The following is a 12,533-nucleotide window of genomic DNA, read 5'->3' on the forward strand; positions in this document are numbered from 1 at the left end:
TACTGGTTTAAATTTAATCCACTATAAATGCCACACGATTCTTTGTCGGTTGCTTGGGATTTGGAATGGCAGCAAGTGGATTGGGTGGGGAACTGCATGGGTTTACTCTGATGTAAGTAGATCAGACAGGGAACGGATTTAGTGAATTTGTCGGCGGAACATCTGCAGGTCCATGCCGCGGTATTGGACGGAATCGGGCTATTTACAAAGACACAACTTGGACACAGTTGCGACATGAAAAAATACCTTGCTTACGCAAGGCATTGATTTGTTTGGTGGGTCCGGTGGGGTTCGAACCCACGACCAAGGGATTATGAGTCCCCTGCTCTAACCCCTGAGCTACAGACCCGTTCAAGAGTAGGGGCGTATTGTATCATAAATTATTCCGCTTACAAGGTCGTCTGAAAAAGATAATGTGTGTGTTATTGTCGGTCGATTTTATATTGATGAAATATATTGTGAATCGTCTTAATTTTGGTCACTACAGTGCAGCAAACTTGGGTTGTCTGTGATTGGCTGCCTTGATTTGAACCCTGATTTAAGCAGCAGCAGATTGGTTTGCTTGATGGTCTGATTGTAAATTTTTGAAAGAATAAATCTAAAGTTATATTTCGATAGTTTACATTATTGATGACCTAGCATTCTATTTTCAAAAGGATTTTGAAAATATGGTTGGCTGAGTAGGGTGTAACAGGTGCTTGAAGATTGGGAAACAGGGTTGGGCGGTCGGTTATTTTGACTGGTTTGGGGAGGGGTTTTCACTTACAATCAAACAAGGTTTACGTATGGCAACATTTCTCCGTTCAATGTCAGGATGGGTCGCAGGCGTTTTCTGTTTGACTTCTCGGCATTGTTCGGGCGTGTTTGTTCGGGCTTTTGTCTGTAAGAAAAACAAGGAAAAACAATGCGCCGCTTACCAATTTTATCCCTCATCTTATTCCCTACTTTGTCGCACGCTGCTGATTTTGACGGCGCGTCGCTCAGTCTGTTTTGGGGTGCGCCGTTTGCGTTGATTCTTTTGTCTATTGCGTTGGGGCCGCTCTTTTTCGCACATACTTGGCACCACCATTTCGGCAAGATTACGGCGTTTTGGACGCTGCTGTTTTTGGTTCCGTTCGCCGTTGTGTTCGGTTTCGGGGCGGGTGTGCATACGGTTGCCCATGCGTTGGTTGAGGAATATATCCCCTTTATCCTGCTGCTTTTGGCTTTGTACACGATTTCGGGCGGGATTTTGGTTTGGGGTAAGCTGCACGGTACGCCCGCGCTGAATACTGGGTTGTTGGCGGCGGGTACGGTGATGGCTTCCTTTATGGGAACGACCGGTGCGGCGATGCTGATGATTCGTCCGCTGCTGAAAGCAAATCATTACCGCAAGAAAAAAGTACATATCGTTGTATTCTTTATTTTTTTAGTGGCAAATATCGGCGGTGGACTGACGCCGTTGGGTGATCCTCCGCTGTTTTTGGGCTTCTTGAAGGGCGTGGATTTCATGTGGACGGTGAAACACATGTTGATGCCCGTATTGATCAGTACGGTGGTGCTGTTGCTGGTGTTTTATATTATCGACAGCCGCTATCACGCGCGTGAAACTAGTGTGGAACAGATTCAGCAGGAAGAGGAAGTCGAGGAAGATTTGCGGATTTCCGGTAAATGGAACTTCCTGCTGCTGGCGGGCGTGGTCGGTGCGGTTTTGCTGTCCGGCTTGTGGAAGCCCAATCATCCGGGATTTGAAATTTTTGGCAGCCACTATGCTTTGCAAAACTTGGTCCGCGATGTGATTTTGCTGGTGTTGACCATTGTTTCGCTGCTGATTACGCCCAAGCAGGTTAGGGCGGGCAATGAATTCAATTTCGACCCGATTGCCGAAGTGGGCAAACTGTTTTTGGGTATTTTCATTACGATTTCCCCTGTTTTGGCGATTTTGAAGGCAGGCGAGGCAGGTGCACTGGGTGCGGTGGTGTCGTTGGTGCATGACGCCGCAGGCAATCCGATTAATACGATGTATTTCTGGATGAGCGGTTTGTTGTCCGCCTTTTTGGATAATGCGCCGACTTATTTGGTGTTCTTCAATATGGCGGGCGGCGATGCTCAGGCTCTGATGACGGGGCATTTGTTCCATTCGCTGCTGGCTATATCCATGGGTTCGGTGTTTATGGGCGCACTCACTTATATCGGTAATGCGCCGAACTTTATGGTTAAAGCGATTGCCGAGCAGCGCGGTATTCCAATGCCGACTTTCTTTGGTTATATGATGTGGTCGGTAGGGATATTGATTCCGCTGTTTATACTGCATACGCTGATTTTCTTTGTTTGGCAGTTGTTCTGATAATTGCTTGTCCTCAAAAGGTCGTCTGAAAACCTGATTCTTGTGATTCGGTTTTCAGACGACCTTTTTGTATTCTGCCGCTTGTTTTGAAGAGATTAATTTTTGGCATCAATATGTTGTGCTTTTATTGAAGGCTTATTTCGTACGAGACATGGGGTAGAAGGCTGGAAAAAATCTGCGTAAATCTGACATAAAGCGGGCTGTTCCTGCTAAAATCAAACACTTTACAGTTTTCATTTGATTGTTGTTTTCCGTAAGTAAGGCTTTACTTTCAGACGACCTCTCCCACGCTTTCCAGTTTCAAACGTCGTCTGAAAAGTTGGATCATTTTATTCTGTTTAACTCATCACAAGTAATGCAAACCTATGATTAAAATCAAAAAAGGCCTAGACCTGCCCATCGCGGGCAGACCAGAGCAAGCCGTTTACGACGGTCCGGCCATTACCGAAGTCGCGTTGCTTGGCGAAGAATATGCCGGTATGCGCCCCTCGATGAAAGTCAAGGAAGGCGATGCCGTCAAAAAAGGCCAAGTGCTGTTTGAAGACAAGAAAAATCCGGGCGTGGTGTTTACTGCGCCGGCTTCCGGCAAAATCGCCGCGATTCACCGCGGCGAAAAGCGCGTGCTTCAGTCGGTTGTGATTGCCGTTGAAGGCGATGACGAAATCGAGTTTGAACGCTACGCGCCCGATGCGTTGGCAAACTTAAGCGGCGAAGAAGTGCGCCGAAATCTGATTCAATCCGGTTTGTGGACTGCGCTGCGTACCCGTCCGTTCAGTAAAATCCCTGCCGTCGATGCCGAGCCGTTCGCCATTTTCGTCAATGCGATGGACACCAATCCGCTGGCGGCAGACCCTTTGGTTGTGATCAAAGAAGCCGCCGAGGATTTCAGACGAGGTTTGCTGGTGTTGAGCCGCCTGACCGAACGAAAAATCCATTTTTGTAAAGCAGCCGGTGCGGACGTGCCGTCTGAAAACGCCGCCAACATTGAAACACACGAATTCGGTGGCCCGCATCCCGCTGGCTTGAGCGGTACGCACATTCATTTCATCGAGCCTGTCGGCGCGAATAAAACCGTTTGGACCATCAATTATCAAGACGTGATTGCGATCGGACGTTTGTTCGTAACAGGTCGTCTGAATACCGAGCGCGTAGTTGCTTTGGGCGGTCCGCAAGTCAACAAGCCACGCCTCTTGCGTACCATTTTGGGTGCGAAGGTGTCGCAAATTACTGCCGGCGAATTGGTTGACGCGGACAACCGCGTGATTTCCGGTTCGGTATTGAACGGCGCGATTGCGCAAGGCGCGCATGATTATTTGGGACGCTACCACAATCAGATTTCCGTTATCGAAGAAGGCCGCAGCAAAGAGCTGTTCGGCTGGGTTGCACCGCAGCCGGACAAATACTCGATTACGCGTACGACCCTCGGTCATTTCCTGAAAAACAAACTCTTCAAGTTCACGACAGCCGTCAACGGTGGCGACCGCGCCATGGTTCCCATCGGCACTTACGAGCGCGTGATGCCGCTGGACATCCTGCCTACCTTGCTTTTGCGCGATTTAATCGTCGGCGATACCGACAGCGCACAGGCTTTGGGTTGCTTGGAATTGGACGAAGAAGACCTCGCTTTGTGCAGCTTCGTCTGCCCGGGTAAATACGAATATGGCCCGCTATTGCGCAAGGTGCTGGAAACCATTGAGAAGGAAGGCTGATTATGGGCTTGAAACATTTTCTGGAAAAAATCGAACCGCACTTCCTGCCGGGCGGCAAACATGAAAAATGGTATGCCCTCTATGAAGCTGCGGCGACGATTTTCTACACATCCGGTGCGGTAACGCGCAAAGCGGCACACGTCCGCGACGCGCTCGACTCCAAACGCATGATGATTTTGGTGTGGCTGGCTTTGTTCCCCGCCATGTTCTTCGGTATGTACAACGTCGGCGCGCAAGCATTCGGTGCATTAACACCCGATTTGCTGCAACAAAGCATCGCCAACGACTGGCATTACGCCCTTGCCAACGCTTTGGGCATCAATATGTCGTCTGAAGCGGGCGCGTTGGGCAAAATGCTGTTCGGCGCGATTTACTTCCTGCCGATTTACGCGACCGTATTTGCCGTCGGCGGTTTCTGGGAAGTTTTGTTCGCCACCGTGCGTAAACACGAAATCAACGAAGGTTTCTTCGTTACTTCGATTCTGTTTGCCTTAATCGTTCCGCCTACGCTGCCGCTGTGGCAGGCCGCCTTGGGTATTACCTTCGGCGTGGTGGTTGCGAAAGAGGTATTCGGCGGTACGGGTAAAAACTTTATGAACCCTGCGCTGGCAGGCCGTGCCTTCTTGTTCTTCGCCTATCCTGCCAATATTACCGGCGACACCGTTTGGACAGCGGTTGACGGCTATTCCGGCGCAACTGCGTTAGCTCAGTGGGCGGCGCACGGTTCAGACGGCCTGCAAAATGCCGTTACCGGTAAATCCATCACTTGGATGGATGCGTTTATCGGCAACCTGCCCGGTTCCATCGGCGAAGTATCCACTTTGGCGCTTTTAATTGGCGGCGCGTTTATCGTGTTTGCCCGCATCGCTTCTTGGCGCATTATTGCCGGCGTGATGATCGGTATGATTGCCATGTCTTCGCTGTTTAACGTCATCGGTTCAGACACTAACCCGATGTTCAGCATGCCTTGGTACTGGCATCTGGTCGTCGGCGGCTTCGCCATCGGTATGTTGTTTATGGCGACCGACCCCGTTTCCGCTTCCTTTACCAATGTCGGCAAATGGTGGTACGGAGCGCTAATCGGCGTGATGTGCGTGTTAATCCGTGTGGTCAATCCGGCTTACCCCGAAGGCATGATGTTGGCGATTCTGTTTGCCAACCTGTTTGCCCCGATTTTCGACTATTTCGTCGCACAAGCGAACATCAAACGCAGAAAGGCGCGCAGCAATGGCTAAGAAATTCGATAAAGACAGCTTCAGCGGCACGCTGATTGTGGTGTTGGCGGTCAGCCTGATTTGCTCGGTCATCGTGGCGGGCGCGGTTGTCGGCTTGAAACCGGTGCAGGAAAAACAAAAGGTTCAGGATAAGCAAAGCTACATCCTGAGCGTTGCCGGTTTGCTCGATAAGAATACCGACATCAGCAAAACCTTTGCCGACCGCATCGAACAACGCGTGGTTGATTTGGCAACCGGCGAATATGTGAAAGACGCGCCGAAAGACTTCAGCGCGCGCGTTGCCGCCAAAGACCCCGCGCAAAGCATCCAAATCAAACCTGAAGACGATTTGGCAGGTATCAAAAGCCGCGCAAAATACACCGAAGTTTATTTGGTAAAAGGCGATGACGGCAAAGTCAACCAAATCATCCTGCCTATGCACGGCAATGGTTTGTGGTCGGTCATGTACGGTTTCGTCGCCATCCAACCTGACGGCAATACCATCAACGGCATCACCTACTACGACCAAGGCGAAACTCCGGGCTTGGGCGGCGAAATCGGCAATCCGTTGTGGCAACAAAAATTCGTCGGCAAAAAACTCTTTGACGAACAAGGCAAACTTGCCCTGCATGTCGGCAAAGGCGCGAGTTCCGATAAAGAACACGGCGTAGATGCACTCTCCGGCGCATCGCTGACTTCCAAAGGCGTACAAGGCTCGTTCGACTACTGGTTCGGCGAAAACGGCTATATCCCCTACCTGAATAAATTGAAATCAGCAGGAGCACAATAATGGCTGATATGAAACGCTTGAAACATTTAATGTTTTCACCCTTTATCGACAATAACCCGATTGCCTTGCAGGTTTTGGGTATTTGTTCGGCGCTGGCAGTTACCACCAAACTTCAGACGGCCATTGTGATGGGTATTTCCGTCAGTTTGGTAACCGGTTTTTCCAGCTTCTTCATCTCGCTGGTGCGCAATTACATTCCAAACAGCATCCGCATTATTGTGCAGATGGCGATTGTCGCGTCGCTGGTTACGCTGGTTGACCAATTGTTGCAGGCCTACGCCTACGAATTGTCCAAACAGCTCTCCGTATTCGTTGGTCTGATTATTACCAACTGTATCGTGATGGGTCGTGCCGAAGCCTTCGCCATGAAAGAGCCGCCGTTGGAAAGCTTGGTGGACGGTATCGGTCAAGGTGCAGGTTACGGCATGTTGCTGATTATCATCGCCAGCATCCGTGAATTGATCGGCTCGGGCAAACTCTTTGGTTACACCATTTTCCAAACCGTACAGGACGGCGGCTGGTATCAGACCAACGGCCTCTTTCTGCTGGCTCCGAGCGCGTTCTTCATCATCGGCTTTTTGATTTGGGGTTTGCGTACTTGGAAACCCGAACAGGCGGAGAAATAAGACATGGAACATTATTTAAGCCTTTTTGTGAAATCCGTCTTCATTGAAAACATGGCGCTGTCCTTCTTCTTGGGCATGTGTACTTTCTTGGCGGTATCGAAAAAAGTATCCACCGCGTTCGGCTTGGGCGTTGCCGTTACCTTCGTGCTCGGTCTATCCGTCCCTGCCAACCAGCTCGTTTACTCGCTGCTCAAAGACGGCGCGATTGTCGAAGGCGTAGATTTGACCTTCCTGAAATTCATCACCTTCATCGGCGTGATTGCAGCTTTGGTGCAGATTTTGGAAATGTTCTTGGACAAATTCTTCCCCGCCCTCTACAACGCACTGGGTATTTACCTGCCGCTGATTACCGTAAACTGCGCGATTTTTGGTGCCGTTTCGTTTATGGCGCAGCGCGAATACAACTTCGGCGAATCCGTCGTGTACGGCTTCGGCGCAGGCTTGGGCTGGATGTTGGCGATTGTCGCTTTGGCGGGCATTACCGAAAAAATGAAATATTCGGACGCACCCAAAGGTCTCAAAGGATTGGGCATCACCTTCATCTCCGCCGGCCTGATGGCGATGGCGTTTATGTCGTTCTCCGGCATCCAGTTATAAGAAAGGATTCGGCATGGAAATTATTTTAGGTATCGTGATGTTTACCGTCATCGTCTTGGCTTTGGCACTGATGATTCTGTTTGCCAAATCCAAGCTGGTGAGCGAGGGCGACATCACCATCAAAGTCAATGATGAAAAAGAGCTGACTATGCCCGCCGGCGGCAAACTGTTGGGCGCACTTGCCAGCCAAGGCATCTTCGTCCCCTCCGCCTGCGGTGGTGGTGGTTCGTGCGGACAATGCCGCGTTGTCGTGAAAAGCGGCGGCGGCGACATTCTGCCGACCGAGTTGTCCCACATCAGCAAACGCGAAGCACGCGAAGGCTGCCGTTTGTCTTGTCAGGTCAACGTTAAAACCGACATGGACATCGAAGTCCCTGAAGAAGTGTTCGGCGTGAAAAAATGGGAATGCACCGTCATCTCCAATGACAACAAAGCCACGTTCATTAAAGAACTCAAGCTTGCCATTCCCGAAGGCGAAGAAGTCCCCTTCCGTGCCGGCGGCTACATCCAAATCGAAGCCCCGCCGCACACTGTTGCCTATAAGGACTTCGACATTCCTAAGGAATATCATGAAGACTGGGACAAATACAATCTGTGGCAATATGTTTCCAAAGTGGACGAGCCGATTTTGCGCGCCTACTCCATGGCTTCATATCCAGAAGAAAAAGGCATCATCATGCTGAACGTGCGTATCGCCACGCCGCCTCCGCGCGTACCCGATGCGCCTCCTGGACAAATGTCGTCTTACATCTGGTCGCTCAAACCCGGCGACAAAGTAACCATCTCCGGCCCGTTCGGCGAATTCTTCGCCAAAGACACCGATGCGGAAATGGTATTCATCGGTGGCGGTGCAGGTATGGCGCCGATGCGTTCCCACATTTTCGACCAGTTGAAACGTTTGAACTCCAAACGCAAAATCACCTTCTGGTACGGCGCACGCTCCAAACGCGAAATGTTCTATGTTGAAGACTTCGACCAACTTGCAGCAGAGTTCCCGAACTTTACATGGCACGTCGCTTTGTCCGATCCGCTGCCGGAAGACAACTGGGACGGCTACACAGGCTTCATCCACAACGTGGTTTACGAAAACCACCTGAAAAACCACGAAGCACCCGAAGACTGCGAATTCTATATGTGCGGCCCGCCGATCATGAACCAGTCCGTCATCAAAATGCTCAAAGACTTGGGCGTGGAAGATGAAAATATCCTCTTGGATGACTTCGGCGGTTAAAATTTGACCTCAAATGCAAAAGGAAGAAACCTCGGTTTCTTCCTTTTTTTGTGGATGTGAATTGAAATAGAAGCAGGGGATTTTGTTGCCATTAAGTATAGTGGATCAACTTTAAACCAGTACGGCGTTGCCTCGCCTTGCCGTACTATTTGTACTGTCTGCGGCTTCGTCGCCTTGTCCTGATGTACTATCTGCGGCTTCGTCGCCTTGTCCTGATTTAAAGTTAATCCACTATAATTTATAGAAAAAGGTCGTCTGAAAACGGACTTAGCGGATTTCGCTGACGTTTTCAGACGACCTTTGTTCAAACGCTCTTGCGTTTATTCAATCCTTTTAGTCGGCAACCGCCATCAGGCTGGCGTTGCCGCCGGCGGCTGTGGTGTTGACGCTGCAAGAGATTTCTTCAAACACTTGCAGGATGTCCAAGCCTTGTTCGGACGGGAGAATGCGGATGAGTGCGCCGTCGCGTTTTGCCAGTTCTTGCTTGCGGCTGCTGTCCAGCGGGCTTAGGGCGGCGACGTGGTTTACGCCTGTGCTTTCAGGTTTGCTGTTGACTTGCAGCAAGCCTTCGAGGTCGGCGGTGTAGGCGGCAAGCGGGCTGTCGGGTTCGACGACAGTTACGATGCCTGCGGCGGCAAGTTCGGTCAGGGCGCAGAAGGCTTGCAGGAGGCTGCCGCCGTGTACCCAGACGCGTTTGGGTGCGCGCCAGCTTAGGGCGTTGCGTTCGCCGGTCGGGCCGACCAAGACGGATTCTGCTTGACGCAGGGTACGGATGCGGGCATGTCCCAATGCTGATGCCGCTGCTTTTTTCTCTTCCGCATTAAACGGCAGCTTGTGAATCAGGGCTTCAAGGCGTTTGAGCGCGGCTTCGTCCGCTTGTCCGATACGGCTCAGCGGCGGGGCAACCCATTCGGGGATGCGGGTCAGTTTTTGCAGGTAGAACGAACCACCTGCTTTCGGACCTGTACCTGACATGCCGTGTCCGCCGAACGGTTGTACGCCGACGACGGCGCCGACGATGTTGCGGTTGACGTAAACGTTACCCGCTTCGATGCGTTCGCGGATGCGTTTGACCGTGCCTTCGATGCGGCTGTGTACGCCGCTGGTGAGCGCGTAGCCTTTGCTGTTGATTTGGTCGATGATTTGATCAAGCTCGTCGGCGCGGTAGCGGACGACGTGCAGTACCGGACCGAAGACTTCGCGGGTGAGTTCGTTCAAGTTGTTGAGTTCGAACAAAATCGGCAGCACGAAAGTGGACTTCGCAGGATCAACGTCGGAGGCGGCTTTGACTTCGTGGTAAGACTTGGCAACGCCTTTCATTTTGTTGATGTGCGATTGCAGGTTTTGCTGCGCTTCGGCATCGATGACGGGACCTACGTCGGTGGTGAGCTGAACGGGTTTGCCGACGACCAATTCGTCCATCGCGCCTTTGATGATGGCGAGCATCTTGTCGGCGACATCTTCTTGGACGCAAAGGATACGCAGGGCGGAGCAGCGTTGTCCTGCGCTGTCGAAGGCGGAGTTGAGCACGTCCAAGCAAACCTGCTCGGGCAGCGCGGTGGAATCGACAATCATGGCGTTTTGACCGCCGGTTTCGGCAATCAATACGGGGCTGTCGTCGCGTTTGGCAAGGGCTTTGTTAATCAGTTGCGCCACTTCGGTCGAACCGGTGAAAATGACGCCGCCGATACGCGGGTCGCCCGTCAGCGCTGCGCCGACATCGCCTGCGCCGAGGACAAGTTGCAAGGCGGAAGTCGGGATGCCTGCTTCGTGCATCAGGGAAACGGCGTAGCTGGCAATCAGGCTGGTTTGTTCGGCAGGTTTGGCGATGACGGTGTTGCCCGCCGCCAATGCGGAAACGACTTCGCCGGTAAAGATGGCGAGCGGGAAGTTCCACGGGCTGATGGCGACGATGGCGCCGACGGCTTTGGCGTCTTTGGGCAGGGTATTTTCGGCTTCGCCTGCGTAGTAGCGGCAGAAATCGACGGCTTCGCGCACTTCGGCGACGGCGTTGTTCAACGTTTTGCCTGCTTCGCGCACGGCAAGCATCATCAGCGCGGGAGTGTGCTGCTCCAGCAAATCGGCGAAGCGGCGCAAGCAATTAGCACGCTCGGCGGCAGGCGTTGCGCTCCATTCAGGGAACGCGGCAACGGCTGCGCCAATCGCTTCTTGGGCAAGCGCGGCATCGGCAAAGCTGACTGTGCCGACGATGTCGTCGTGGTCGGCAGGGTTTTTAATCGGCTGCGCTTCGCCGACATCGCGGGCTTTGCCGTTGATAATGGACGCGGCGTGGAAGTCTTGCGCGGCGGAGCGGTTGAGTTTTTCTTGAAGCTGTTGCAACACGGTTTCGTTGCTGAAATCGACGCCTTGAGAATTCAGACGACCTTTGCCGTACAAGTCGCGCGGCAACGGCAAAGCGTTGTGCAGATGGATGCCTTGTTCGGCGATGGTGTCGAACGGACTTCTAATCAAGGTGTCGATGCTGATGTTTTCATCGACGATTTGGTTGACGAACGACGAGTTCGCGCCGTTTTCCAACAGGCGGCGTACTAAGTAGGCGAGCAGGGTTTCATGCGTACCGACCGGAGCGTACACGCGCACGCGACGGCCTAAGTTTTGCGGGCCGACCACTTGGTCGTACAAAGTTTCGCCCATGCCGTGCAGGCATTGGTGTTCAAAGTCTTTGCCTTTGCCCATTTGGTAAATCGCGCCCAAGGTGTAGGCGTTGTGCGTAGCAAATTGCGGGAACACGGCATCTTGCGCGTCCAGCAGTTTGCGCGCGCAGGCAAGATAGGAGATGTCAGTATGGACTTTGCGGGTGTAGGTCGGATAGCCGTCCAAGCCGTCCACTTGCGCCCATTTGATTTCGCTGTCCCAGTACGCGCCTTTAACCAAACGAACCATCAGTTTTTGGTTGTTGCGGCGGGCAAGGTCAATCAGATAGTCGATAACGAAGGGGCAGCGTTTTTGGTATGCCTGAACGACAAAGCCGATGCCTTTATAACCTGCCAAATCGGGGTCGGAAACGAGTGCTTCCATCAAATCCAAAGACAGCTCCAAGCGGTTGGCTTCTTCGGCGTCGATGTTGATACCGATATCGTATTTTTTACCCAAGAGGAACAACTCTTTCAGACGAGGTAAGAGTTCGCTCATGACGCGTTCGTGTTGGGCGCGCGAGTAGCGCGGATGGATGGCGGAAAGTTTGACGGAAATGCCGTTGCCTTCATAAACGCCTTGTCCGGCAGCATCTTTGCCGATGGCGTGAATGGCTTGAACGTAGTCGTTGTAATAGCGGTCGGCATCTTCTTGGGTAAAGGCGGCTTCGCCCAACATATCGAAGGAGAAGCGGTAGCCCATTTTTTCGCGCTCTTTGCCGTTTTGCAGCGCTTCTTCAATGGTTTGTCCGGTCACAAACTGCTTGCCCAAGAGGCGCATGGCGTAGTTCACGCCTTGGCGGATCAGGGGCGCGCCGCCTTTGCTGATGAGTCGGTTCAGGGCAGAACCCATCTGCTTGTCGTTCGTCGCGGTCAGTTTGCCGGTAACCAGCAAGCCCCATGCCGCTGCGTTGACGAACAAGGAGGGGCTGTTGTTCAAATGGCTTTTCCAGTTGCCTTCGGAAATTTTGTCGGCAATCAGGCGGTCGCGCGTCGCATTGTCGGGAATGCGCAGCAAAGCCTCCGCCAGACACATCAGCGCAATGCCTTCTTCGCTGGAGAGCGAGAACTCGTGCATCAGCGCATCCACGCCGCTGGCTTTGGTGCGGCTGGCACGAACCTGCGTAACCAAACGGCGTGCGAGTTCGGACGCTGCCCGACGCTCCTCATCGCTCATCTGTGCGCGTTGCAGCATATCCTGAACGGCTTCGATTTCGTCGCGGCGGTAAGCATCGGTAATCGCTTGACGCAGTGGCGTTTGTGTCGGAAAAGCAAAGTCAAACATTTTAAGGTTCTCCAAAGTTTTTATGATGATTTTCAGACGACCCCATCCCTTCGCGGGGTCGTCTGAAAAGATTTAAAGCATATAGATAATATCGTAATAAA

The 12,533-nt window shown here is 52.3% G+C and carries 8 protein-coding genes and 1 tRNA gene; 7 read left to right on the plus strand and 2 right to left on the minus strand.

Annotation, left to right across the window (positions count from 1 at the left end; genetic code table 11):
- Window positions 1-273: 273 nt before the first annotated feature.
- Window positions 274-349, minus strand: a tRNA-Ile gene (locus HMPREF2572_RS07725).
- 555 nt (window positions 350-904) lie between these two features.
- Between HMPREF2572_RS07725 and HMPREF2572_RS07730 the strand changes: the two genes are divergently transcribed.
- The 7 genes from HMPREF2572_RS07730 to nqrF all read left to right on the plus strand — a co-directional run bounded on the left by HMPREF2572_RS07730 (window position 905) and on the right by nqrF (window position 8,493).
- Window positions 905-2,326: a sodium:proton antiporter gene (locus HMPREF2572_RS07730; protein ID WP_070497458.1), complete on the plus strand. Its 1,422-nt coding sequence runs from the start codon at window positions 905-907 to the stop codon at window positions 2,324-2,326.
- Window positions 2,327-2,691: 365 nt separating this feature from the next.
- A complete protein-coding gene (locus HMPREF2572_RS07735) occupies window positions 2,692-4,035 on the plus strand; it encodes a Na(+)-translocating NADH-quinone reductase subunit A (RefSeq protein ID WP_070497460.1) in 1,344 nt (447 codons plus the stop codon).
- A 2-nt stretch (window positions 4,036-4,037) separates the two neighbouring features.
- Window positions 4,038-5,270 (plus strand): NADH:ubiquinone reductase (Na(+)-transporting) subunit B, encoded by a 1,233-nt coding sequence (locus HMPREF2572_RS07740; protein ID WP_070497462.1) that lies wholly within the window; start codon window positions 4,038-4,040, stop codon window positions 5,268-5,270.
- On the plus strand, window positions 5,263-6,039 hold the full coding sequence (locus tag HMPREF2572_RS07745) for a Na(+)-translocating NADH-quinone reductase subunit C (protein WP_070497464.1): 777 nt from the start codon (window positions 5,263-5,265) through the stop codon (window positions 6,037-6,039). The genes HMPREF2572_RS07740 and HMPREF2572_RS07745 overlap by 8 nt, the downstream gene beginning before the upstream one ends.
- Window positions 6,039-6,665: an NADH:ubiquinone reductase (Na(+)-transporting) subunit D gene (locus HMPREF2572_RS07750; RefSeq protein WP_003741088.1), complete on the plus strand. Its 627-nt coding sequence runs from the start codon at window positions 6,039-6,041 to the stop codon at window positions 6,663-6,665. Before HMPREF2572_RS07745 ends, HMPREF2572_RS07750 begins: the two co-directional genes overlap by 1 nt.
- Window positions 6,666-6,668: 3 nt before the next feature.
- Complete coding sequence (gene nqrE / locus HMPREF2572_RS07755) at window positions 6,669-7,262, plus strand: NADH:ubiquinone reductase (Na(+)-transporting) subunit E (protein ID WP_003741087.1); 594 nt, start codon at window positions 6,669-6,671, stop codon at window positions 7,260-7,262.
- Window positions 7,263-7,275: 13 nt separating this feature from the next.
- Window positions 7,276-8,493, plus strand: coding sequence for an NADH:ubiquinone reductase (Na(+)-transporting) subunit F (gene nqrF, locus HMPREF2572_RS07760; protein WP_003741084.1), 1,218 nt, complete (start codon window positions 7,276-7,278; stop codon window positions 8,491-8,493).
- A gap of 333 nt (window positions 8,494-8,826) precedes the next feature.
- Here nqrF and putA read toward each other — a convergent pair whose 3' ends face one another.
- A complete protein-coding gene (gene putA / locus HMPREF2572_RS07770; protein ID WP_070497467.1) occupies window positions 8,827-12,432 on the minus strand; it encodes a bifunctional proline dehydrogenase/L-glutamate gamma-semialdehyde dehydrogenase PutA in 3,606 nt (1,201 codons plus the stop codon).
- Window positions 12,433-12,533 lie beyond the last annotated feature (101 nt).

The sequence above is a fragment of the Neisseria sp. HMSC064E01 genome (genome assembly GCF_001808875.1).
Lineage (GTDB): Bacteria > Pseudomonadota > Gammaproteobacteria > Burkholderiales > Neisseriaceae > Neisseria > Neisseria sicca_A.

Bases quoted from the DNA above. Each gene is read 5' to 3' on its own strand.
- nqrF (WP_003741084.1), top strand. From the start codon at position 7,276: ATGGAAATTATTTTAGGTATCGTGATGTTTACCGTCATCGTCTTGGCT.
- putA (WP_070497467.1), bottom strand. From the start codon at position 12,432: ATGTTTGACTTTGCTTTTCCGACACAAACGCCACTGCGTCAAGCGATT.
- nqrE (WP_003741087.1), top strand. From the start codon at position 6,669: ATGGAACATTATTTAAGCCTTTTTGTGAAATCCGTCTTCATTGAAAAC.
- HMPREF2572_RS07730 (WP_070497458.1), top strand. From the start codon at position 905: ATGCGCCGCTTACCAATTTTATCCCTCATCTTATTCCCTACTTTGTCG.
- HMPREF2572_RS07735 (WP_070497460.1), top strand. From the start codon at position 2,692: ATGATTAAAATCAAAAAAGGCCTAGACCTGCCCATCGCGGGCAGACCA.
- HMPREF2572_RS07750 (WP_003741088.1), top strand. From the start codon at position 6,039: ATGGCTGATATGAAACGCTTGAAACATTTAATGTTTTCACCCTTTATC.
- HMPREF2572_RS07740 (WP_070497462.1), top strand. From the start codon at position 4,038: ATGGGCTTGAAACATTTTCTGGAAAAAATCGAACCGCACTTCCTGCCG.
- HMPREF2572_RS07745 (WP_070497464.1), top strand. From the start codon at position 5,263: ATGGCTAAGAAATTCGATAAAGACAGCTTCAGCGGCACGCTGATTGTG.